The organism is Maridesulfovibrio ferrireducens, assembly GCF_016342405.1.
Classification (GTDB): Bacteria; Desulfobacterota; Desulfovibrionia; order Desulfovibrionales; family Desulfovibrionaceae; genus Maridesulfovibrio; species Maridesulfovibrio ferrireducens_A.
Genome location: NZ_JAEINN010000003.1, coordinates 18038 through 40860, shown reverse-complemented (window position 1 = coordinate 40860; position 22823 = coordinate 18038). Strand labels below are relative to the sequence as shown.

31 protein-coding genes are annotated in these 22823 nt (G+C 46.4%); 27 read left to right on the top strand and 4 right to left on the bottom strand.

Annotated features, from left to right (window positions below; translation table 11 throughout):
• Positions 1-57 precede the first annotated feature (57 nt).
• Genes JEY82_RS03965 through JEY82_RS03940 form a run of 6 tightly spaced genes read left to right on the top strand, consistent with a single transcriptional unit; the run spans position 58 to position 3699 of the window.
• The gene (locus tag JEY82_RS03965; RefSeq protein WP_304082786.1) at positions 58-651 is read left to right on the top strand and encodes a tyrosine-type recombinase/integrase; all 594 of its coding nucleotides are present in this window, start codon (positions 58-60) and stop codon (positions 649-651) included.
• A complete protein-coding gene (gene terL, locus JEY82_RS03960) occupies positions 648-2126 on the top strand; it encodes a phage terminase large subunit (RefSeq protein WP_304082783.1) in 1479 nt (492 codons plus the stop codon). Before JEY82_RS03965 ends, terL begins: the two co-directional genes overlap by 4 nt.
• Before the next feature lie 24 nt (positions 2127-2150).
• Positions 2151-2807 carry a hypothetical protein gene (locus JEY82_RS03955; RefSeq protein ID WP_304082781.1) on the top strand — a complete coding sequence of 219 codons (657 nt, stop codon included), beginning with the start codon at positions 2151-2153 and terminating at the stop codon, positions 2805-2807.
• A gap of 1 nt (position 2808) precedes the next feature.
• Positions 2809-3006, top strand: a complete 198-nt coding sequence (locus JEY82_RS03950; RefSeq protein ID WP_304082779.1) for a hypothetical protein — start codon at positions 2809-2811, stop codon at positions 3004-3006.
• 29 nt (positions 3007-3035) lie between these two features.
• Positions 3036-3386 (top strand): type II toxin-antitoxin system RelE/ParE family toxin, encoded by a 351-nt coding sequence (locus tag JEY82_RS03945; RefSeq protein WP_304082776.1) that lies wholly within the window; start codon positions 3036-3038, stop codon positions 3384-3386.
• Position 3387: 1 nt separating this feature from the next.
• On the top strand, positions 3388-3699 hold the full coding sequence (locus JEY82_RS03940) for a DNA-binding transcriptional regulator (protein WP_304082774.1): 312 nt from the start codon (positions 3388-3390) through the stop codon (positions 3697-3699).
• A 1-nt stretch (position 3700) separates the two neighbouring features.
• On the opposite strand, the gene JEY82_RS03935 is transcribed toward JEY82_RS03940, so the two are convergent.
• The 4 genes from JEY82_RS03935 to JEY82_RS03920 all read right to left on the bottom strand — a co-directional run bounded on the left by JEY82_RS03935 (position 3701) and on the right by JEY82_RS03920 (position 5997).
• A complete protein-coding gene (locus JEY82_RS03935; RefSeq protein WP_304082772.1) occupies positions 3701-4012 on the bottom strand; it encodes a helix-turn-helix domain-containing protein in 312 nt (103 codons plus the stop codon).
• Between the two features lie 33 nt (positions 4013-4045).
• Complete coding sequence (locus tag JEY82_RS03930) at positions 4046-4396, bottom strand: type II toxin-antitoxin system RelE/ParE family toxin (RefSeq protein WP_304082769.1); 351 nt, start codon at positions 4394-4396, stop codon at positions 4046-4048.
• 73 nt (positions 4397-4469) lie between these two features.
• Positions 4470-4958, bottom strand: coding sequence for a hypothetical protein (locus tag JEY82_RS03925; protein WP_304082766.1), 489 nt, complete (start codon positions 4956-4958; stop codon positions 4470-4472).
• Positions 4959-4980: 22 nt separating this feature from the next.
• Positions 4981-5997, bottom strand: a complete 1017-nt coding sequence (locus JEY82_RS03920) for a hypothetical protein (protein WP_304082763.1) — start codon at positions 5995-5997, stop codon at positions 4981-4983.
• A gap of 267 nt (positions 5998-6264) precedes the next feature.
• Here JEY82_RS03920 and JEY82_RS03915 point away from each other — a divergent pair, with 267 nt between their 5' ends.
• Genes JEY82_RS03915 through JEY82_RS03815 form a run of 21 tightly spaced genes read left to right on the top strand, consistent with a single transcriptional unit; the run spans position 6265 to position 22823 of the window.
• Positions 6265-6663, top strand: a complete 399-nt coding sequence (locus JEY82_RS03915; protein ID WP_304082762.1) for a hypothetical protein — start codon at positions 6265-6267, stop codon at positions 6661-6663.
• A complete protein-coding gene (locus tag JEY82_RS03910) occupies positions 6663-7103 on the top strand; it encodes a DUF5675 family protein (RefSeq protein WP_304082759.1) in 441 nt (146 codons plus the stop codon). Before JEY82_RS03915 ends, JEY82_RS03910 begins: the two co-directional genes overlap by 1 nt.
• 2 nt (positions 7104-7105) lie before the next feature.
• Positions 7106-7693: a hypothetical protein gene (locus tag JEY82_RS03905; protein ID WP_304082757.1), complete on the top strand. Its 588-nt coding sequence runs from the start codon at positions 7106-7108 to the stop codon at positions 7691-7693.
• A complete protein-coding gene (locus tag JEY82_RS03900; RefSeq protein WP_304082753.1) occupies positions 7690-9606 on the top strand; it encodes a hypothetical protein in 1917 nt (638 codons plus the stop codon). The genes JEY82_RS03905 and JEY82_RS03900 overlap by 4 nt, the downstream gene beginning before the upstream one ends.
• Entirely contained in the window at positions 9581-9904 is a 324-nt protein-coding gene (gp10, locus tag JEY82_RS03895) for a capsid staple protein (protein ID WP_304082752.1), read from the top strand. The genes JEY82_RS03900 and gp10 overlap by 26 nt, the downstream gene beginning before the upstream one ends.
• Positions 9897-10127 carry a hypothetical protein gene (locus JEY82_RS03890; protein ID WP_304082750.1) on the top strand — a complete coding sequence of 77 codons (231 nt, stop codon included), beginning with the start codon at positions 9897-9899 and terminating at the stop codon, positions 10125-10127. Before gp10 ends, JEY82_RS03890 begins: the two co-directional genes overlap by 8 nt.
• A gap of 9 nt (positions 10128-10136) precedes the next feature.
• Complete coding sequence (locus JEY82_RS03885; RefSeq protein ID WP_304082747.1) at positions 10137-11099, top strand: hypothetical protein; 963 nt, start codon at positions 10137-10139, stop codon at positions 11097-11099.
• A 9-nt stretch (positions 11100-11108) separates the two neighbouring features.
• On the top strand, positions 11109-12122 hold the full coding sequence (locus JEY82_RS03880) for a N4-gp56 family major capsid protein (protein WP_304082744.1): 1014 nt from the start codon (positions 11109-11111) through the stop codon (positions 12120-12122).
• A gap of 14 nt (positions 12123-12136) precedes the next feature.
• Positions 12137-12649, top strand: coding sequence for a hypothetical protein (locus JEY82_RS03875; protein ID WP_304082742.1), 513 nt, complete (start codon positions 12137-12139; stop codon positions 12647-12649).
• Complete coding sequence (locus JEY82_RS03870; protein ID WP_304082739.1) at positions 12649-13305, top strand: DUF6682 family protein; 657 nt, start codon at positions 12649-12651, stop codon at positions 13303-13305. Before JEY82_RS03875 ends, JEY82_RS03870 begins: the two co-directional genes overlap by 1 nt.
• Positions 13298-13927: a hypothetical protein gene (locus JEY82_RS03865; RefSeq protein WP_304082736.1), complete on the top strand. Its 630-nt coding sequence runs from the start codon at positions 13298-13300 to the stop codon at positions 13925-13927. The genes JEY82_RS03870 and JEY82_RS03865 overlap by 8 nt, the downstream gene beginning before the upstream one ends.
• Before the next feature lie 10 nt (positions 13928-13937).
• Complete coding sequence (locus JEY82_RS03860) at positions 13938-14399, top strand: hypothetical protein (RefSeq protein ID WP_304082734.1); 462 nt, start codon at positions 13938-13940, stop codon at positions 14397-14399.
• A 2-nt stretch (positions 14400-14401) separates the two neighbouring features.
• Positions 14402-14704: a hypothetical protein gene (locus tag JEY82_RS03855; protein WP_304082731.1), complete on the top strand. Its 303-nt coding sequence runs from the start codon at positions 14402-14404 to the stop codon at positions 14702-14704.
• The gene (locus JEY82_RS03850) at positions 14701-17511 is read left to right on the top strand and encodes a hypothetical protein (protein ID WP_304082728.1); all 2811 of its coding nucleotides are present in this window, start codon (positions 14701-14703) and stop codon (positions 17509-17511) included. The genes JEY82_RS03855 and JEY82_RS03850 overlap by 4 nt, the downstream gene beginning before the upstream one ends.
• A complete protein-coding gene (locus tag JEY82_RS03845) occupies positions 17512-17727 on the top strand; it encodes a hypothetical protein (RefSeq protein WP_304082725.1) in 216 nt (71 codons plus the stop codon). It abuts the gene before it with no gap.
• 2 nt (positions 17728-17729) lie between these two features.
• Positions 17730-19436 carry a hypothetical protein gene (locus tag JEY82_RS03840; RefSeq protein WP_304082722.1) on the top strand — a complete coding sequence of 569 codons (1707 nt, stop codon included), beginning with the start codon at positions 17730-17732 and terminating at the stop codon, positions 19434-19436.
• Complete coding sequence (locus tag JEY82_RS03835) at positions 19433-19624, top strand: hypothetical protein (protein ID WP_304082719.1); 192 nt, start codon at positions 19433-19435, stop codon at positions 19622-19624. Before JEY82_RS03840 ends, JEY82_RS03835 begins: the two co-directional genes overlap by 4 nt.
• Positions 19621-20151, top strand: coding sequence for a hypothetical protein (locus tag JEY82_RS03830; RefSeq protein WP_304082715.1), 531 nt, complete (start codon positions 19621-19623; stop codon positions 20149-20151). The genes JEY82_RS03835 and JEY82_RS03830 overlap by 4 nt, the downstream gene beginning before the upstream one ends.
• Positions 20148-20786, top strand: a complete 639-nt coding sequence (locus JEY82_RS03825; protein ID WP_304082712.1) for a hypothetical protein — start codon at positions 20148-20150, stop codon at positions 20784-20786. Before JEY82_RS03830 ends, JEY82_RS03825 begins: the two co-directional genes overlap by 4 nt.
• Positions 20787-20795: 9 nt before the next feature.
• Positions 20796-21290, top strand: a complete 495-nt coding sequence (locus JEY82_RS03820) for a hypothetical protein (RefSeq protein ID WP_304082709.1) — start codon at positions 20796-20798, stop codon at positions 21288-21290.
• Between the two features lie 9 nt (positions 21291-21299).
• Positions 21300-22823 carry a hypothetical protein gene (locus tag JEY82_RS03815; protein WP_304082706.1) on the top strand — a complete coding sequence of 508 codons (1524 nt, stop codon included), beginning with the start codon at positions 21300-21302 and terminating at the stop codon, positions 22821-22823.

Sequence of the window (22823 nt, the reverse complement as noted above, 5' to 3'; positions counted from 1 at the left end):
GTCTAATATTTACTAAAATAATGACAGAATTTAGAAACATCTAAACGGAGAGCAAAAATGGAAAAAAGAAATCCAAATCATCCTGAAAAAGGCAGTTCAACGAAAGTTGATCCAATTACTTCGCTTGAGGATATTGCTAACTTGAAAAAGTTGTTAGCTGAAAATCCAAGAGACTTAGCCCTGTTTGTTCTCGGGATTAATACGAACCTTCGAGCCGTGGATCTGGTGCAACTGCGAGTTGATCAGTTTGTGGATGCCAAAGTAGGTGACGAATTAGTTCTGAGGGAAAGTAAGACCGGAAAGGAACGGAGAATCACTTTGAGTCCGACTGTGCTTGATGCCGTTCGACCTTGGGCTGCTCAGTGTCGATCTCTGGAAGTGGAATATCTTTTTACGGGCAGAAATGATGCTCCTATGGCTCCGAACTACGTCAACAAACTTGTGAAGAAGTGGTGTTCGAAAATCAATCTGAAGGGCAATTACGGGTCTCATACATTGCGAAAAACTTTCGGCTATCAGCAGCGGGTGGTTTACGATGTCGAAATTTCTAAGCTGATGGAAACATTTAACCATTCAAGTCCCAGACAGACTCTGACTTATCTCTGCATACAGCCGGAAGAAATCAGGGACATCTACATGAATCCGATATGAGCAAATCTTTGAAAGTAAACGGTTTGATGGGCAATCTGCTCATGAACCTGAAAGATTCCGTGCCGTCTGCCGGTTCTGATTTTATGGGAACCGGCAAGCCTGATATGAGCCTGCGAGAATTCATTAAGCAGTCGTGGCATGTGATTGAACCGGGACGCACTTACGTTGAGGGCTGGCATATCGGGGCGATTGTTGAGCATCTGGAGGCCGTCAGTACTGGTGAAATCAAGCGGCTTTTGATCAACATGCCGCCTCGTCATATGAAATCGCTTTCGGTTTCCGTGTGCTGGCCTGCGTGGGAATGGACTTTCAATCCGTGGATACAATTTTTCTTCAGCTCATATTCTGCAACGCTTTCCGTGCGTGACAATATGAAAACTCGCGAGATCGTGACTTCGCCCTGGTACAAGGAAGCGTGGCCTCATGTTGAGCTGAAGCGTGACCAGAACGCCAAGGATAAGTTTGAGAACAAGGCTGGCGGTTTTCGTTTTTCAACTTCTGTCGGCGGTAGGGCAACTGGTGAAGGCGGGGATCGCATAGTGGCTGATGATCCGCACAACATGAGTGAAGTGAAGTCTGACGCTAAACGCAAGGAAGTGCTTGATTGGTGGGATAACACCATGCAGACACGTTTGAATGATCCCAAGACCGGGGCGTTTGTGGTTGTCATGCAGCGCGGTCATCAGCAGGATCTATCCGGTCATATTCTCGAAAAGAGTGGGGCCGATTACGTGCATCTCTGTTTGCCGGCAAGATACGAAGGTAACAAATTTCATACGGTTCTCGGATTCGATGATCCACGGACCGAAGAGGGCGAACTGCTCTGGCCGGAACGTTTTGACGAAGTAACCCTTTCAGCTATCGAAGAATCATTTTCATCAAAGAGCGAAGCCGCAGGGCAGCTCCAGCAGCGACCTTCACCCGCAGGCGGTGCAATCTTCAAGCTGGATTGGTTCAAGAGTTACACGAAGCTCCCCAAATTTTACCGCATTGTGGAACACTGGGATACGGCTCAGAAGGCGAATGTCTCCAGCGCGTATTCATGTGGCCAAATTTGGGGGGAAGCGCATAACGGCTATTATCTGCTCGATGTCATCCGCAAGCGCATGGAATATCCCGAACTGAAAAGGACCATCAAAACACGGTATGCAGTCAATCGTCCGGACGTGGTGGTTATTGAAGATAAATCAAGCGGTATCAGCGTTATTCAGGATTTGCAGGAATCCACTACCGTACCTGTTGTGGCATGGGCCGTTACGGGCGGGGATAAGGAAAACAGGGCCAAGGCGGTAGCTGACACAATCGAAAGCGGTAATGTCTGGTTGCCGGAGTCGGCAGAATGGCTGGCTGATTTTCTGGATGAGATTGAGCATTTCCCTGGATCTAAATTCAAAGATCAGGTGGATGTGATGACGCAGGCGATAGAATATTTCAAGCGGCGCGGTGGTCTCACAGAAGGCCGCGACATGAGTTAATCGGGTAAGTCCGGCAGGTGTAAAATGAGAACAATTGATAAGCTTAAAGCTGTAATGTCGCGCATGAGTGGTGTGCGAAGCCTGAAAGATCCAGTGACCGGAATTAAATACCGCAGGGTTTCAGGAGCAGTCGCATGGCCGTATGATGTAAAGCCGGGAGTGGTAACGGTGCTGGCTGAACATAAAGATCTTATACCCGGTACTGATCAGCATCGGGTGGATCTGGTAGCGGAGTTTCTGCACGAGGATCACGAAACGCTTTGTCGGGAAATGGCAGCCGTACAGGAATTTTTGTTGATCGATATTTGGCGTACTCCGCTTGCTCATGCCGGAACACGGTTAGTGCAGCTTTTTAACGATCAGCGGCAGCGTTTGCGTTTGCCGTGCATAGATCTCGCTTCGCCTCCCGCAATGAAGGGTAGCAGGTCTTTCAGGGATTATGACCGGCTGGTGGATCGTAGAACCAGAAATATCAAGACGCTCTTTTTCGGGGAATCGCAGGCCGTGCTCGAATACAATACGCTGAATCGGGATGATCTGGGCCGCAAGCTGGAAGAATTTCCGGTAGTGGCGGCAATGCTATATGCGCTGGCAGGGCTGGATCTGGAAGATGGCGATATGAGTGCATGGCAGAATAACGGGCCGTTGTCGGGTAATACCCATTCAGTAGGAGGGTACTGATATGGTTGTCAGGCCGGTTGAAATCGTTACGGGGCTGGAGAATATCGGCAAGCTGTTCGGAGTGGGGCGCAATACTGTTCGCACTTGGGCGCAGGAGGACGGTTCGCCTATCCGCCAAGTAGAAGGGAAGTATATGGCGGAGAAGGCGGAGTTGTGGGAGTGGGTTAAAATTTATCAAACCACGGGCGAGTCATCTTGACTTTGTATCCCAATGGAGTACTATATTTCATGACCAAGTTAATGACAGTTATTGAAACTCCCGAATTTATAAAAGATGTTAAAAACTCCAAAATGAGTGAAGAAGAGCATCGGGAGCTTATTAATTTTCTTGCTGCAAACCCTACAGCAGGAGTTTTGATGGAAGGGACTGGCGGTATTCGCAAGGTCCGTTTTGCTACTGGCGGCAGGGGTAAAAGTGGCGCATTCAGAGTGGTTTATTATTACCACAGCACAACTATTCCGTTATTTGCTTTGAATATTTTTGCTAAAAAAGACAAGGCTAACTTGAGTCAGGCAGAGCGAAATATGATGAAGAAATTTGTGCAGATTATTGTTAAAAGTTTCAAGGAAGGGAAATAAAATGGGTAGTGCAGGAAATCGTATTCTTAAGAGTTTGGAACAGGCCGTTTCCATTGCCAAGGGTGAAATGGAAGAGTGCGAATACCGGGTTAATATTCCGGCAGAAGTCGATGTGCGCAATATCCGCAAGAAGCTTAATATGACTCAGATTGTTTTTGCTAAAGCATTCGGCTTGTCTCTCTCTTCAGTTCGTCACTGGGAGCAGAAACGCAGGGTTCCAGAAGGTCCGACTAGAGCTTATCTGATGATTATTGCCAAGGAGCCTGATATGGTTCGTCGGGTTTTGTCTGATTCGGGTAAAGAATTGCGGTAGATCATCTACATGTACAGATTTGTACGTTACCTGCCGTGACTGATGGCTCGATAGTAATCTTAACGATATACCCGAGTCTTACCAGCCAAGTAAAAAGTCTGTCTGTCGTTGCGAGGGTTATATTGCCTCTTAATATTTTGGATAAGGTCGGTTGATCCGTGCCGCAAATCTCTGCTGCCTTTGTCTGGGTGATTCCACGAACCTTTATGGCCTTTTGAATTTCCATGATGATGTTAGCTTTGTAGGTTAATTCTTCTGGTTGTTCTAAGCCAAGGTCTGCAAATACGTTTCCTGATCCAGCTTCTATTGTCATAGTGGATACCTCTAATTTTGCTGTCTATCTTGTTTAATCTTTATCTGCTTTCAAAGCTTCTTTGTATCTGGATTGAATTTTATCAATGTCGGCTTTCGGGGTCGCTTTGCCGCTTTTGGATTTCTTTTGAAATGAGTGCAAGACATACACACCTTTATCTAGCTTAGCCACGTACATGGTCCGATATGTATCAGTGTCATGGTCTATGCTGATTTCAATAACACCGGAGCCGCCTTGTTTAAACGCTTTAGCGTTTTCCGGCGTTCTTCCGTCTTGAACTACATGCAGAGCGTATCCTACACATTGCCTTACTTCTACAGGTTGCCCGAGAAGATCTTTAAGGCTGGTTCCGACCCAGAACAGCTGACGTTGATTTGCACTCATGAGTTTAATTTATGGTAAATTTGCCATAACAGCAAGATGTTTTTGCGCTACGAAGATAGGCTTTGTGAGTGGATTATTCCCATGCATTATTAACTGTGTTGGCAATATCCTCAAAAATTGTACCTGAAAAAGGCGGACAATTTTCTGAATAACCAGCGTCAGAGAAGTTTGCTATTGTTTCGTTGCTCTCAACATCAACAAGGTCTGCATTAATGTAGACAAACTTATATCCACCTCCGAAACATCTGTTTGCTTGATTAAGGTACGCTTGTCCGTCAATAAATAAAATATATCTGGTTGATGCTTCATTATACATTTCAATGTTGGAGTCAGATGATTTATGTACTGTTTTGTGTTGACTGCCCCACCGCTTAACTTTGAAACCTTTTTTTCTTAACTCCTGCAAAAGAGGTGCTGTCCATGGTGTTCTTGGTCCTTCAAAAGCGATTACTTTTTCACCAGTAATTTTTTGGTCGGTGTAATAGTTTATGCTTTTAGATTTTACACAACCTACAAAAAGTAAGCAGCATATGAATATGCTTGTAAGACGAATTAAACGCATTGTATTTCCTCGTAGAACAGATCTATTCTTTTATATCAATTGTATCAGAGTAAAAAGCAATTGGTTCCCAATCGTCGTAAATAGGGTCATCCCCATTCAAAAGGTCTGTTATTTTGATCGGAATATTTTCAGCATGTGTAGTGGGGTGGGCAAGGCTGTTTAGATTTTCTTGTTTTTCTTCAGAGAGTGATTCCCACCAATCAGGGGAAAGTATAACATTTTCGCAATGTACAAGGGCTGTGTAGATTAGCGCATCAGTTATACGGCTTTTCTTGGTTCTTTGAAGTGATTCTAAAATCGGTTTAAAGGTTTTATCATCCGTTTTGGGCCAGCAAAAGACCGCATAGTGTTTGCCTCTGCTGGATAAATACATAACTGATGTCATAGGAATTTTGTTTGTCAGCTGTGTTACTGGAATGATTTTTCCGCTAAATATATTTTCTTTTAAAACAATGCTGCTGGTATCACAAATTTTCCGCCCTTTATAGTCAGATCCCAAAGTAAAGAAACCTGTGACCATGAGATTTGGAATTTTTTTAAATTCAATACAAAGAAATGAAAAGTCGTCTGTATTTCCTTCTTTAATTGCCTTATTAAAAATTAGTTTATCTTCATCAAGTTGTTCAACATCTTGCAGTGCTGCAGATTGCTGAGCTATACAGTTTATGTTGAGTTTAAACCCTGATTTTTTAATGTTATCATAAAGTTTTACAGAGCAATTTTTGTCATACAGTTGCCTAGAGAATGCTCTGTATCCAGCTATGAAACAGTGAACAATATTTGGCTTAAAAGTTGAGTTCTCTATTGGAGAAAAAAGTTCTTTATCATGTTTTCCACAAAATCCATAAAAAACACTCGCGTGTTTCATGCCAACTAAGTTTGGTTGGAATTTTCCATTACTCTGTTCAAGTTGGTATAAGTTGGTTTTATTATAAAAATATATTTGCCCATTTCTTGTAATATCAGAAAAGTGACATTTAGAAATGGTATGAGAATTGATGATGCTTTTAGAGCACTCTTTAGGGGCTTCTGGGTGCATGCATGTTTTTCTTTTGAATGTATTCGTAATAATTCTATTAAGCTTATGAATGCTCAAATCGACAGATTTTTTTCTCATAATGATTTTGTGATGCCTAAGTTTTGTAAGAATTGTTATTAATTTTACTATAAATACTCCTCTTCAAAACCCTGTCAACCCTACCTCCACTGATCCCTGCTGATCTGTGGCGATCTCTCACGTCCTCACTCCAAAACCCCATGTTACTGATTCCATAAGCGTGGAGGCTTTGCTTTCCTTCTTATCCTCGTGTCGTCCGCATCCAAACCTCGGGATGCGGACGACAAACCGGAGTATGCTGTGAGTGAGATTAGTGAAGAATTAAAGAAAGATATTGCTGTAATCGTAGCAGCCGCCGTTACTGATGGCATCATCGCTGCCATGCAGAAGACAGGCACTTGCACGTGCAACCTTGAGCCGGAAGCGGCCAAGGAAGTCGGCACGCTTATGGACATGGTGCGTGACCTTGGTGACGGCAATCATTGTCAGGGCGTTAAGGCTATGCGTGCGCATCACGGCGCTATCGCTACCATGCTTGAAGGTCGCAATGAATTTTGGCGCTCGGTTGCTAGGTGGGCTGGTCCAGTATTTATTGCTTTCGTGGGTATGGCCTGTTGGGAGTGGATAAAAGTCAAGGTGGCTAAGTAATGAAAAAACTGCCGCCTCTTGATGCTTTTATCCTGCGCCAGCCTAGCACCGATCAAGGAACTCTTGGCGTTCTCACTATTCCGGAAGTCAATTTCAAATGTTTCACCATCGAGTTGCCCTGGCTTGATAATGCAAACGGCATTTCCTGCGTTCCAATCGGAATTTATAAACTCATTCTTCGTTGGTCCGATCACTGGAAAAGCTATGTTTACCAGTTTGTTCGTGTTCCTGGTCGAACTGCTGTGCAGGCTCACTGGGGTAATGTTGCCGGTGATAAATCTAAGAATTTTAAATCTCATTCTAAAGGCTGCGTTCTTCTGGGGTCGATGGTCTGCCAGATTTGGGGCCAACTCGCTGTCGGTAATTCCAAAAACACTTTTCGCAAATTTCTGGCCGCTACCTATGGCCGGGATCTGTTGCTCGAAATTCGGGAGGCATAGTCATGGCTGATGCAGGACTGTTTGATATTATCGGTTCGTCTTTGCTGGGTATCGGAACCGGCGGCATAGCGACCATTGCTCAAAACATTTTTGGCGGTATTTCCGGTTGGATCACTGAATGGCAGAAGCGCAAAACTTTGGAGCTTCAGCACCAGCAAGAAATGGTGATGGCGGATAAGCAGATTGAAGTCATGCGCGTTGAAGGCGAGGTTAAGGTTCAGGAAGCTCGTGAAGAACGCGCCATGACTGAAACCATAATCGACGGGCAGAACTATCAGCAATCTTTGCTGCATGACAGTGCAACCTATTCTCGCGGCAAAGAGAAAACTTGGGCAGATTTTCTGCTGGTTGTGGCGGATGCTATTCGCGGGATTACCCGTCCGGTTATGACCGTTTTTCTGTGCTGGATCACATGGTCTACCTATCAGCATTTTACAGCCTACTTAGCCGAAAGCAACGTGCTGGTTAACAGCGATACAGCAAATGAAATGGTTCGCTACATCGTCATGAATACAGTTTTCATGTCCAGTTCTGCTGTGGGCTGGTGGTTCTCTTCCAGACCATCAAATAAGGCGAAGGCTGCTGCATGAACCAGAATTTAGGTACTTTTCTTAAAGGTCTGTTCACCAAGGCCGAAGCCGCAAGAAAGGATAAAGAAGCGGTTTGGGCTTTGGATTACCTGCAAGAAAAGGGCGAGTACAGCGCGGATGAATTGAAAAAGATCAAGCGCAGTAAGATGTTTGTTCCGGCTACCAGAGTCAAAATGACTACGGTCCAGTCTCAGCTTAAGGATTTGCTTTTTCCTGCATCCGGTGAACGGAATTGGGGACTTAAGCCTTCACCGCGTCCGGAACTCCATCCTTCGGTTATTGAAAATTATCGCAATCAGGCTTTGCAGAATGGACAGCCGTTTTCTAAGGACGACGTTGAATCTCTAGTCGAAAAGAAAGCAAAAGAATCTGCTGATGCCATGAGTAATGAAATCGCGGATCAACTGGTCGGCAGCAGTGATCGGCAGTCTTACACTTCTGTTTGTACCAGCGTAATTAAGCAGAAGCTTAAATATGGAACCGGAATTCTGAAAGGGCCGCTCGTTCGTGAAGAATTCCGAGAAGGTTACATTATTGCGGAAGATGGAAAGTGGACGCTCCAGAAGTCTCAGGTAAAAGAACTGCGTCCGTTTTTCGAGGCTGTTTCGGTCTGGAATATTTATCCTGATCCCAATGCTACGAATTCCACAAGTTTAGAATATGTGATTCAGGATCACATCTACAATCGGCAGGAAGTTCGCGATTTAAATGATTATCCCGGCTTTAAGAAGGACATCATAAATCAGTATCTTCGCGACAATCCCGAAGGTGATCTGGATTCAAAGTCATCATACCGCATTCACAATGAGAAGGGCGGTTCCGGCCGTAAGATCGAGAACCGTTACCGTGTTTATGAATTCTGGGGAAGTCTCAGCGGAGAACAGTTGCAGAGTGCCGGCGTTGATATTCCGGACGAGGATCTTGCAGAAGTTTTTCCTGCCAACATCTGGCTGATCGGGGACAAGGTTATCAAAGCGGTGATCAATCCTTTGGAAGGGGACTCTATCCCTTATCAGTTCGATTATTTTATAGAAGACGAAGATTCTATCTGGGGTGACGGTTTGCCTACCTTGCTTCGCCATCCACAAAAAGCTCTCAATTCATCCATGCGGATGCTGATTGATAATGCTGCTGTTTCTTGCGGTCCTCAAGCTGCTGTTAATGCTTCTGCGTTCATGCCGGGTGAAGATTTCCGCGATATTCATGCTTTCAAAATATGGCCTTTTAAATCCATCGAAGACGCTCGTAATGCGATCCATTTCTGGTCCATGCCTTCTTATACCAACGAGCTGCTTGGGTTAGTGCGTGTTTTCAACGACATGGTTGATGATATGTCCGTTCCCCGTTTCATGTCCGGTGACGGTTCCCAGATGAGCGGAGCCGGCAAGACTGCGCGCGGCCTCTCCATGCTTATCGGTGCTGCCCATCAGATTTTAAAGGATCTGGTCAAATCTTTTGATGAGAACATCACCCGTCCATTTTTCCGCAAAATGTATTTCTGGAACATGCAGTTCAATGAACGCAGGGATATCAAGGGCGACTTTGAAATCATTGCTACCGGTTCCTCGGTTCTCATGGCCAAAGAGATTCAGCTTGAAAGAATGCAGTCCATTCTGGGCATTACCGACAATCCCAGATTTGAAGGCTGGGTGGATGATGAGCGTCTTATTAAGGAAATTTTCAGTAATCTTGAATTGCCCGAAGGCATTCTCAGAAACGCTAAGGAGCGTGACAATTGGGAACGGAAGAACGCCTTGCAGTCAGCCAGAGCAAACGTAAGTGCGCTTGTTGAAGAAATGGAACAACGGGGAATGGATGTGAATCAGGAGTTGGCGCAAATGCTTCAACAACAGGCCGGGCAAGTGCTGCCCGAACAGGGAGGACAGAATGAAGCTGGTGGATTTGCGGCGTAAGCCGGAGAAAGAAAAACCGGATTCGAAATTGGCAGTAGGGCCGGAAGGAGATGATTTCCCGTGGGGGCTTCGTCTTCATTTGGACGACAAAACTATTTCAAAGTTGGGTTTGAAGGTCACTGACATCAAGGCTGGATCGACTCTTAAACTTCAAGCCGAAGTTTATGTGTGCGGGGTTAATGCTCAGCCGGACGGCAAAGGTAAGGGGCTTGAATTGCAGCTTGTGAAGATGGGTATCGAATCTGACGGAAGTTTCGAGGACGGTTTTAAAGAGGCTTCGGAGAATGATGATGGATAGCCGTGAAGTTCTTGCTGAGCTTCATGAGCTTGGGACCGGTAAATCTATCAGGCTGGTTAAAAAGTTTCTGGAGCTGAAAATCATAGAGGAAAAGGACTCCCTTGTAATGGCTTCGGTGGACAAGGTTCCGCAGATTCAGGGCAAAATTCAAGGGTTGCAGGAATTTTTGGATGATCTGACTCCGGTTCCTGAAACGGGAAAGAGTCAGGATGCATATTCATAGGAGGATGTGATGGGAAGCGAAAATCTACACGAAAATGATGACATCGGTGAACAGGATGATTTTGAAAAAGGGTTTGCGGAAGCAGAATCTGCTTCTGAATCTTTGAACGAGGATCCGGCAGAAGATGAAGCTGAGGATCTTGATGACGGGGTTAATGGTGATCCCCAGTCCGAAGAAATGGACGAAGATGACGCGTCCGCTTCAGACCAGAGTTTATCCGAAGAGGATGAATCCGGCACTGTGCTGGATTCAACGGACACAGGATCTGAAATTCCTAAAGGTGATTATCTGGTTGAAGGGCGCGATATCCTTGACCGTTACTTCAATGACCAAACGGGAAATATCGATGGCCGTGCTCCGCAAGCTCCGGCTTCGCAAGTTTCAGAGTTGGTCGATCCTGATGAGGATATTGCCGAAGACGTGAAGGATATTCTCAGGGTTAATCCTGATTTTAAAGCGATCCTTCTGGAAGACTCCGATCAGGGAAAAAGGATCAGGGCCAACCTGATGGAATTCGGAGCTGAAGCAGCCGTTCCTATGCTGGAGTCCATTCACCAGTCGCGGGATGTTTCAGCAAGGCTTGATGCCGTTACCCGTAGCCATGAGCAGGATGAACGCAAGGTTCATTTTGAAAGAGTGGGGAAAGCCCATCCTGATTATATGGAGCTTGTCGCTGATCCTTCGAAAAAAGAGGAGCTGGGACAGTTCAATAACAAGGTTACCAATTGGGCTGAAACTCTCCCTTACAAAGAAGCAAAAGTTGTTTTCAACGTGATGGAAAAGGGCAGTGCTTCCGAAGTGTCCGAACTGTTGACCAAGTACAAAAAAGCTACTTCCGGGAAGGTGGATACGGTTGATCGGAAAAAAGCCGCCGCTGTTATTGCCGTTCCCGGTAAACGTAAAGGCGTGCCGCCTGCAAAACCGGATTCTGATGATTTCGATGCTGGTTTTGATGAGGCTGCACGGGAATAGGAGATTGAGATGGGTTTAACTAAATTTGGAGATATCGGCCCCAGAACCGCTGGTTTTTCAGTACCGGGTTTTTTGAAAAGGGCCGCACATTTCAATATTTTCGGAATGTTTGGTCAGTCTTTGAAAATGCCCAAGAATAAAGGGCAGGTCGTAAAGTGGCGCAGGTATAATGCGCTTGCTCCTGCAACTGTTCCTATTGTCGAAGGTGTTACACCTGCGGGAAAAAAACTGTCCAAGACAGACGTTACCGCTTCTTTGAAACAGTACGGTGATTACATCGAACTGACTGATGTAATCGAAGATACTCACGAAGATCCTGTTCTCAGCGAGTCCATGGAGATTCTTGGAGAACAGGCAGGAGTGACACTCGATATGGTTCTGGAAGGAATTCTCAGAGCTGGAACCAATGTCATTTATTCAGGTGGAACTTCCCGCGCTACAGTAACCAAACCCATAACTAAAGGTATGCAGCGTCTGGCTACTCGCGCACTTAAAAAGCAGAGAGCCGGAAAGGTCACCAAGGTTCTCAGTTCCACCGTCCATTATGGAACTAAGCCTGTTGCCGCTTCATATATTGCAATCACTCATTCTGATTGTGAATCTGATATTCGGGATTTGCCGGGATTTGTCCCTGTCGAAGAATACGGCCAGCTCTCTCCTTATGAAAACGAAATCGGCAAGGTGGAAGATACCCGATATGTGGTTTCCACTTCCATTGAACCGATTGTGGATGGTGGCGGCGCAAAGGGAGCTTCTGGAGCCGAGATGCTTTCAGAATCCGGCACAAATGCTGATGTTTATCCCATCTATATTATCGGGGCCAATGCCTACGGTGATGTTGCTCTAAAGGGTAAAGAATCCATTGTTCCAAAAGTCGTTAACCCAAGTACTCCAAGTAAAAGCGATAAGCTTGGTCAGCGCGGTCATGTAGGTTGGATTACCTATTACTCCGGCGCAATTTTGAATGATGCTTGGATGGTTCGCCTTGAAGTGGCTGTAACCGAAACACCGTCAGACAGTTAAAAGGAAAGGATAAAATGGCTGATAAAAAAGAAAATGATGAATTGGCAAAAGGGAGTGCCGGTGCGAAGGCGCAAGACAACGCTGGTGAATCTGAAAATATCGAACTGAAAAAGAAACTTGCTGAGGCAAAAGCTGCTTTGAAATCTGCTGATGAAGAAAAGGCAAAACTTGAATGCGATTTGGATCAGGAAAAGAAAGCGCGTGAAGAAGCTGAAGCTGAAAACCGCAAACTTGATGACCATGTTGCTAAGCTCGAAGGTTCCGAACTGGAACGCCAGAAAGCAGAAGAAAAGGTGAAAATCTTTATTGCAGAAGGTGAAGGCGCGGAAGGACGGGATGATGTTTTTGTCGGTGCTCAAGGTATCTCTTATCAAATTAAGCGTGGCGTGGAAGTGAAAGTTCCCATGTCCGTTTACAATATTCTGAATGACTCAGCCTATACTGCTTATGAAGAAAGCGGTGACGGGGAAGACATTGAGTATGTTGCCCGAGCTGTTCCGCGCTACAACATAAGGGTTGTAGAATAATGATTGCCGGTGAAGCTGTAAGCGATATTCGCATAGCTCTGCACGATCCTGACGGTGTGCGTTTCAGTGATGATGTTCTGTTGCTGCATCTCACTCGCGCACAGCGTCAGGTCGTAATGATCCGGCCTGATGCCAACTCTTATGTCGAGTGCGTAAAGCTGACCGCTCAATCCACCAAGCAGGAAGTTCCTGACCAAGGCCGTTTTATCGGTCTGGTCAGGAACGTAAAAGCGGACGGCTCTCCGGGAACAGCAATTACATCTGTTGAGCGTTCTTCGCTGGATGATTCAAATCTGCTCTGGCACATGGAACCGCCTTCCGAGGTTATTGACAACTACGCTTTTGAAGAAAAAGTTCCGACTGTTTATTGGGTAACGCCGCCACCGGCTGAAGAAGTTCGGGTTGAACTCGAATATTCACGCAGGCCCGGCGCGCTTATCCATGTTGAACAGGAAATGGCGTTGTCGGATATCTTCCTTGGGCCCATCGTAAATTATGTTCTCTATCTGTGTCTGGCAGTTAACAGCACTTCGGCCACTAACTGGCAGAAGGGTATGGATAACCTTCGTCAAATGTACGTTTCACTAGGTGAAGAAGCCAAGGCGCGTCTGTTCATGAGTCCAAACGTAAACAAGCAGGGAGGCGGCAATGGCTAAACTGCTGACTGTCGGCTGGCGCGAATTTATGCCACTGGCTCAACCTTCGTTGCCGCGCTGTCCGGCTCCTCAAATCATTGCCGAACTCAGGAATTCTGCAATCAAATTCTGTAAGCAAACGCGAGTCTGGAGACATGTTTCAGACCTTATGGACGTTTATAAAGGAGATTGCCGTTATGTCTTTGTTCCACAGCCTAATGCAACTGTAGTTGATACACTGGAAGCTCGTTTTAATGATTGTTCGCTGCTTGAACTGGATGATCGGGTGGTGCGCGATGAACCGGGAATTCCTGAATATTATCAGGTTGAAGAGCCGGGTCTTGTTCGCCTTATTCCCTGCCCTCGTGAAGATCAAAGCGCCATGCTTCAAACCGTCAATGTCCTTGCTCCGTCCGTAACTGCGGCAACCTGTCCGAAGTTTCTGCTGGAAACTCATGGGCTGGCCATTGCCGCGGGAGCCAAGGCAAAGCTGATGCTCGTTCCCGATAAAGTCTGGTCAGATCCTGCCAGATCGCAGATTGAACAGCGTGAATTCGATGGAGCCATGGCTGAGATCCGAGTCAGGGAAATGCGCGGCGGAACCAATAGAAAGCTTGAGATGCGCGGTGGAAACTACTTTTAAGGAGTTTTTAATGGATACCTGTAAGTCAGTTTACCTGAAAGACAAACTAGCTGCTCATGTCCTCAAAGGAGTTGTTTATCAGCCTCCTGAAAAGGTTTGGCTGGCTCTTTTCTGTTCCGGAATTCTCGAGACAGATTCCGAAGCGGTGAAGCTGCAAAAGAACGGTGCGATTATGGCCGCATTGCGAATTGGTGATCTGGTGGCTGCAAAGGAACTGCCGCTCAGTTCCAATTATGAACGGCAACAGATTCTTTTCGGATCTAATCCGGTCAATGGCAAGCTTCTAAATAGTGAGGAAGTCCGTTTTCCTCAATTCACGTCCGATGCCGGGCTTGTTTCTCATTTCGCAGTCATGGACTCGTTCACTGAGGGCAGCGTTCTTTATTTCGGACAGCTGGAACTTAGCCGACTTGTTTACATGGGGGATACTTTCCATGTGAGACTTGAAACCCTTTCCATAGAGGACGGTTAGCCTTGATTCTATCCGGATGTATAGGCGGAAGTGGTGTTGCCGAGTTCTGTTTCGGAGGCGGTTTCTGCCATTTTGAAGCTGAGAATTCAGGGGATGCGAAAAGCCGTTCCACTGCAAAACTTAGAGTATCACTTGAGCTTTTTGATAATGGCTGTTGTGAATCCGTTTCCGCCGTTTCAATGGAGTCAGTCCATACAATGATGAAGGTCGGGGATGTTTCTTCTGTCAGTTCTGTTCTCGCAGATTCGCTGGTTAAGCGGCAGGGGATCGGGCCGGCAATTACTTTTGAGGGGAAGAATTCATGATTATTTTAAAAAATCTGGCGGAGAGTTTCATAACTTCCGCAATTTCCGAGACAGCAACGGAAATAACTATTCCGGCTGATCATGCGGATTTGTTTCCAAACTTGCTTGGTGGCGATCATTTTAGATGTGCGCTGGTGAATCCGGCAACGGTGGCCACTGAGTTCATTAACGTGACTGGACGTAACGGGAATGTGTTGACTGTTTCCCGTGGCGAAGAGTCCGTTGCTGCTCTGCCGTTTCCTGTAGAAAGCAGGATTCACCTGCGGATGACAGCAAAGACTTGGGAGGAAATGGCCGAAGAATGCTGGATGCGTCCCAAGGATCAGGGCGGAGAAGTCGCGATTCCGCAGTATATTGATTCCAGCCATTTTTCACTTGCCGGTGACTACAGAGATTTCTTTAAAACAAACAGGGCAATCAAGGCATACCCGAACTTGTCAATCGGTTTTGTTGAATCTGTCATGTTCGCGGAGAATGTCACTACGGTAAAGGTTATTGAAATGACTGTGCCGGATCCGCTCAGTCACATTGAGGCGGGGCTTGATCCGGACGCACTGGCCAAACGGACTCTCTCCAATGAAGAACTTCTTGGGTACATGACTCCGGTTCCTGTCATAGCAATGGAAGCTTTAGAAGTAGACGGCGGAACTTTGGTTAACGGCACAATCAGCCATCCTGAACCGCAAAAGAGTTATCCTGATTCCACAGAATTTCATTTTGTTCTGCCTGATAATGTCACGGATTTTGAGCGAACCGGGCAGAGTTTTAAAATGCGTGTTCCGATTGTTACAGAGGAAAACTCCCCGCAAGCGATCGGGCCTATTTCCTGCCGCGCTGCGCAAATGTCTTTGATTCTGTCAGATCCTTCTAATCCAATCACTTTGTCAGTTCGTTATGTGGGGATCAGCGTGGGGGTGACTCTGGCTTATGCCGATACTCAGGAAGGTTATCCAGGTGCGGATGTAAACAGTGACGGAGCGAAGCTTCCGGCCTGTACTACCGGGCTTAATAATCCCAGTGGTAAATCTCTTTTAAGCGGCAGGCCGGAGTTTGAGATTACCGGTGCGGAGCTGACTATTCTTGAAGGGACAACTAAGGATGTTTTGAAGACATCGAGTCCTGTAACTGTTGGCAGGGATCTTTTTTTTGATAATGGCGAGGGCGTCTCGGAAGAGTCTTCTACGGAAGAATCTTCTACTGTCGTTGATTTTTTTGGTGACGGTAGCGGGGTAGACCTTTGGACATTTAACGACACTATGGCTTCGGTTAACGGAGTTACTACAATTCCAGCAGCTGGTTTAACTGCTTATGAGCCTATGAAATTTGGCAAAGGTGTTAAACTAAACGATGGCGCGGCAACTAAGTTTAATCCAGTACCTACTGTGGCAGGTAAGGTTTTTACGGTTAGTTGGTTTGTACCTAATGTTTCAGGGTCTAGGACGACCTTTTCATTTACGGCAAATAACGTACAGCAAACAGTTTATATAGATTTAACTAGTAGTACTATTTCATGGAAAGGTAATGGGCAACTTCCTGATTACTTAACCATTACGCGACCTGACTCAGAGTTAGTACCGTTTATTCATTTTGTACTGGAGGTTACTGCTACATCTGTAAAACGTTATATTCATGGAGTTCTTGAAGGAGACAATGTTGTAGACTACAGCGCGGGTGCTATTACTTTATGGGGGCCAGAGTCGAATACGGGATCTGTTCCTATATATTTTGATCAACTTAGATGGTTTAATCGAACCGTGACGGCAGAAGAAGTCATTTTGCTGCGTGATGAGCTGGAGCTTTATTATGCAACTGTTATTACCGCCTTGGCATTACCTGCCGCTCCGACAAAAGCTTTTATGAAGCCAGTTGTAGGCGCGACCATTGGAACTGGTGCAACGGACGAACCAATTAATCCGGAAACCGTTCTGACTTTGGGGGAAGGCTCAACAACCTCCTCAATTGTTTTGACTTCCGATACTTCGATCAAAGACAAGATCTACACTGATGGTTCCATTCATAAAAAGATTAAGTGTGATGGTCAGGTAGTTGCGGTTGAGAGTGTTAGTGAAGAAGTTAGTTCTATTCCCTCTTCTCCTTCACTTGCAGAACAGAGTATAATTGCTGATCAGGGAACTTATTTTTATAGCTCTCGTTCTGGTACAAATGTTACCGGAAATCCTTTTACAGCTCTATCAACAGAAACAGGTTCTCTACAATTCTATGCTGATCAGGTTGAACCGGGGGCTTTAAATGTAGATTATCTTGGTGTGAACTTTGGTTCTTCACAAGTAGTTACAGGGTTAGAAATAAAAAACTATAGTTCTTCATCACATATAGTCTCTCAGATTATGATCCAAAAGAGTGCTGACGGAGTTGTATGGGTAGATGTGCAATTATTTGATATTCCCACAGCAGCGAAGATTTATAAGCTTGTATTTGAATCAGCGCATGAAGAAAAGCAGTGGCGTATACTTGCCAAGGCAAATACAAATGGTGGCACAGCCTATGGCTGGGTTATTCCATATGCAAGGTGGACAACTGAGATATTACCACCTGCGAATCTATACAAGACAACTGTAAATCTCACCACGCCACTCGCTCAAATCCCGACAACCGTAGCACTCGCAGACTGCTTTTCTCTTCCGTCTGCAATTGAATCCTGCGTCATAAACGGTTCAGCCTTAAAGTTCACTGGAACCAAGGTTGATATATCCGATCCTGCTGTAAAGCGTCTGGCTCTGAAATTAGTCGGGGCTGATTCTCTGCGCGTAAAAGCCGCTAAGATTTATACCGAGGAGGGTGCTTAAATGGTTGTTGTTAAAGTTGACGATCAGCCGGGCGGAGCTGCGTTCTGGGAAGAAGTCTCTGCACGTCCTGCTGCCGAATTTGATCTTAATAAAGTCAGTGAAGAATCAAGGGCTGCTCTTCGCAATGCCACTACTCTTGAAGAATTTAAAAAGGCATCTCTGACAATCCAGTACGGCCGCGAAGCCGCTTTAACTCTTCTCGGGCTGACAGAGTAAATATGTTTGAAGTTACCGTGTTTTCCGGCATGAAGCCTGCTCTTGCTTCTCACCTCCTGGAGCGGGGGCAGGCTGAAATTGCTGTTAACTGTCTGCTTGAATCCGGTGAGCTGCGTCCTCTTGGCGGCTTGCTGAAAGTGGACAGCATACAGGGCGCAGCAGGTACTGTTTATCGGTATCTGGATAAGTGGCTGTCATGGCCTTCGCGCGTGATCCTGCGGGACGGTCCTATTGCCGGTGATCAGAAAAAGCGAGTTTACGGCACTGATTCCGAGGGCGCGTTTCTGTTTTGCAATAGCGATGAATTTGAAAAAAGTGGTCTGAAATCACGCTGTTCTCTGGGCGTTCCTTCTCCCAACTCTGTCCCTGTTGTTACTGTTTCCGGTACTGGTGTTGAAGATAAGGATATCGTTTCCCGTGTCTATGTGTACACGCTTGTTTCCGATTTGGGAGAAGAAGGTCCGCCTTCCGTTCCGTCTGCTGTTGTGGACGTGCAGGAAGGGCAGATAGTGAATGTCTCAGGGCTGAGCAGTGTCGCAGAAGGGTTTCGGACCATATCACTGATACGAATTTATCGGACGGTAGCCGGTACTGAAAAATCTGAATTTCATTTCGTAAAAGAGCTTGAAGACGGAACCGTAAGCTTTGCTGATTCCGCACCTGATTCGGATACAGCCGAAGTTATGGTTTCGCGGTACTGGGAACCTGCTCCGCAAAAGCTTCAAGGGCTGACTTCTCTGCCGGGCTGCATGTTTGCTGGATTCAAAGGGAACGAGGTTTTTTTGTCAGAACCGGGCTATCCTCATGCTTGGCCGGATTCATACGGCATGTCAGTTCCGCACGAGATTGTAGCCATGGAGTCAACCGGAAACACTCTGGTGATTCTCACCCGCGCAAATGTCCATACCATTACTGTTGATGATCCTTCTCTGTCTGTTCCAAACCGTTTGGACGGATATCTTCCCTGCACTTCCGCCGCCGGTGTTGTCGCTTCTCCTTTCGGCGTAATTTTTCCAAGTCTCAACGGGCTGTATCTGGTTCAATCGGGTAATGCTCCTCAAAATCTCACTGCCGGAATTTTCACGGAAAAAGACTGGCGTGAGTTAAAGCCGGATTCTTTCAATGCCGTCTGGCACGCCGGACAATATATCTGTTTCCATGAACCGGGAGCGGGGTTTGTTTTTGATCCATCCTCAAAGCTGCTCACCAAGCTTGGATTTCATTGCACCGCTCTGACTGTTGAGCCGGAAGGAAGGCTTCTTCACGTTGCATATCCGGCAGGAACGCAGACCGTAATTAATCGCTGGGACGGTTCTGATTTTTCTTTGAGAAGTGAATGGCTGTCTGGTGAAATGCGGACTTCGGAGCCTGTAAATATGGAGGCCGCGATTGTTTCGGCTGATTACGCCAATGCTCCAGATGATATATTTCTTAAACAACCACTTGAACTTTCTTGTGTAGGTTCTGACATGGCCGGATCTGTTTGTTTCGGCGGTGATTCAAACAGTTTTTACAGGGCGCAGCGTAAAGGAGAAGTCCGTTTTCGGCTGATCGCAGACGGACAGCAAGTTTTCGAAGGGCGGGTTAGAACAGACAGTCCGTTTATTTTGCCGGATGGATATCTGGCAAAACGTTTTCAGATGGGAATAGTCAGTGATATTCCGATTTCCAAGGTGGATATAGACCCTGCAATGGGGGATCTTTTATGAAGTTGCCGATGCTTCCTGATGTGAATGAATCCAACATGTTGCACTTTATGCGTCAGCTCCGGACCGTACTTAAATGCCGTTTATACGGAATTCCAACCCCCATGCAGCGGGTGGTGACTTTTAGTGATCTGGTTGAACTGGGACTTGTCTCCGAGGATAAGGCCCGTAAGCAGGCGGTGAAAAGATGAGTCCTTTTAATATGATTCCATATTTAGAATTTGACGGAGTGAGATCCTTTGCAGACAGCTTCATAGCCCTTCTTTATGAGCGGTGCGAGTTTGAAGGACATTCTGAAACAGTCTTTTACGAGGGAACTATTCGTAATGAAACCGAGTTTGTGAAGGCTCTGAAAAGTTCTGTTACATGGCTTGTCGTTCAAGATGAGGTGATTGTGGCGGTGATCTGGCTTACCCGTCATGAAGGAAAGTTTGCGCGTTTTCATTTCATTACTTTTCAAGCTTGTGCAAGGCGGCATCTGGTGAAGATGGGGCAATATGTTTTGAGAGAGATCATGCAGATGAAGGACAATAGCGGGAAGTTCACCTTTGATATGCTGCTCGGAAGTATTCCGGCCAGAAATAGGGGTGCTGTGAATTATGCGAAGAAATGCGGCGGAAAGGTTTGCGGTGAGCTTCCAAACGGGGCTTGGATTGAGCGAGAAGGCAAAAGTGAAAACGCAATTCTGATCGCTGTAACAAGAGAGATTTTATCATGAAAATTTATAACAGAGTTGTAATTGATATGGTTTCCGGAATTGTCGAGCAGGAAGACTCGTATGAACATTCCGGTCCGGTTGCCTTGTGCAAGGGCAGTGGCGGTGGGGGGGATTCTATTGATGAGGAATACAATGATCGCATGGCCACGATTTATGAATCACAGCAAGATATGGCTGGTGAATATTTTGATTTTTGGAAAACAGATTATCAGCCAATGGAACGTGAGCAGATAGCCGCAAACCGTGAATTAATTCCACATCAGACCGCACTTGCTAAAGATCAAATAATATCAAGCAGAGAGCTGCTGCCTCTCCAGACTGAAACCAGCAAGAAGCAGCTGAACGTCCGCCAGAACTTTATGGATGAAGCTCAGAAGGGCATTGATGTGAACAGCCGAGTTTCACAGGCTGAAGCTGACGTTAAGCAGGGATATGGTCTTGCAGGAATGCAGGCACAGCGCAATTTTTCAAGGTCCGGTCAAAATGTGAATTCCGGACATTTTGCAGGAATGCAGAAGGATCTAGCTCTTTCACAAGCTCAGTCTGTTGCCGGAGCCAGAACCAAAGCACGTAGTACGGCAAAAGATGAGAACTTTAACCGTTTGAAATCAGCCTCGTCATTCGGGCTTGGTTAGGAGGTTGTTATGGGCATGGGAATGTTTAATGTGGCGAATCCCGGAGACAGGGCATTGTCAGGAATGCAGGGGGCGGCAGGGACAGCTTCTATGATGAGCAGGAAAACTCCGACTCCCGGCAAGCCTGAAAAGACTGGCGGAGGCGCGGCAATGTCCACTTTTTCAGGTGGAATGATGGGAATGTCAGCCGTGCAAGGTATGACTGAGGCCGGAATTATTGGTGCATCGACTGCCGGAGCCTCTACAGCTGCTGCCGGAGGTGTGGCCGCCGCAGGAACCGCCGCTGCGAGTGGGGCTGCCGTAGCTGGTGGAACCGCTGCCGCCGCCGGAACTGCTGCTGCCGCAGGAACCGCCGCCGCGGGTGCAACCGCAGGAGCTACCGCTGCTGCTGGAGCTACAGCCGCAGGAACAATAGGTGGAGCCGCTGTCGCAGGTTCAATGGCTGGTCCTATTGGGCTTGGTGTTGGGGCTGCTGTCGGCCTTGGTATGTATTTATTCGGATAGGAGGTTGTCATGGGTGGATTTGGAATGGCGGGAGATGAATACGCTGGTCAGCTTGTCGGGGCAATGGGTTCATTAACTGGTATGATGAATGATTATACTGATGGCCAGCAAACTAATCGGGCATACAATTCTATGGCTTCCGGTAATGGAATGCCGAAGGACGTTAATCAAAGAAGTCAGAGTAAAGCCTACTCAATGTTTCGTGATCGCGAAGTTGCAGAGCAGTCTCAATTTAACAGGTCTGTTAGACAGGAAACTGAACGGCTTGTTGGTGAACTGCAAAATAAGAACTGGGATTTTGACGCAGTGGAAACGCCTAAAACATTGGCCGGAATTTCTGCGTTCGGTCATGCCGCAGAAGTGGCCACCAAATTTCAAGACGGTAAAGAAGCCTTGCGTAAAAAGCGCATGGGCAGAATCGACAAAGAGTATCAGAATTTTCGAAAAGTAGGCGGATCAGCTCTCAAATCGCTGAATGAAGGCAATTTTGATGCGGCAGTAATTGATATGAAAAGAGCGTCTGAAATGGCTCCTATGCCTTATCGTCTTACAGATTTTGATCCGCGCTCTAAAACATACGGCATTGAATTTCGCTCTGATAAACAGGGCGGGTGGACTGGTACGGGACGGCGACTGACAGTCGGGCAAACCGGCAATGTTATCAAAGAATTCTTAGCCGGTGAAAAGACTACTCAGGGTGGCAAAACGTATAATCCTGTTTTTGCCGGAGCCGCTGACCGATACATGGAAGCAACCCGTCAGGGTAATGCCGAAGTTATGAAAGATCCTTCGAAGTGGATCCCGATGGTAAACAAGCAAGGCCATCTCATTCATGCAGTTCCGCAGAACAGTCTCGATTACTCGCGGGGCGTTCAATACGTGGTGCTTGATGAAGATAACGGCCGCACCTCAATGGTTGATTCGCTGGAAAAGCTTCCCGGTTATGTTCGTACTTCAATTGATCTGCGTGAAAAGCGTGCAGGACTGGCTAAGACCGGGGCCGATATCGCTCATACTAAAGCCCAGACTGGTAAAGTTTATGCGGATACAGGTAAAACTCGTGCTGAAACACAAGGACTGCCGGATAAGCAGGCGCGTGAGAAAGTCGGTGATATGCGGAAAGCTCTTGGTGATGCTTTGAAACCGTTTGTAAAGAGTGGAGTAACACTTGATACGATGGCATCTATTGATTCGTGGGTTGAAGATAAAGAAAGTCCTTTTTATAACGCGCTTAATGATGCTTCTAAATTAGTGGATGATTACAAAAGTGGACATTGGGTTCCTAAGTCCGAAACCGATAAGGCAAGACTTAAATCCGCAGGACAGGCGGTAGGAGTTTATCAGGAAATATTGAAAGCTGGATCTAACTTTGTTCCGGCTGAAGATCCTGCGCACCGCGAACAGGTTGAAGAAGTGAAATTACTTATCAAGCAGCATGGTATTCAAGGCGCACGCAGGATTCTTGAAAGTAAGTCCGAGTTGAGATCTAAGAAAATTCCTTCTGGAATCAGTGAACGGGGATATGGTGGCTGA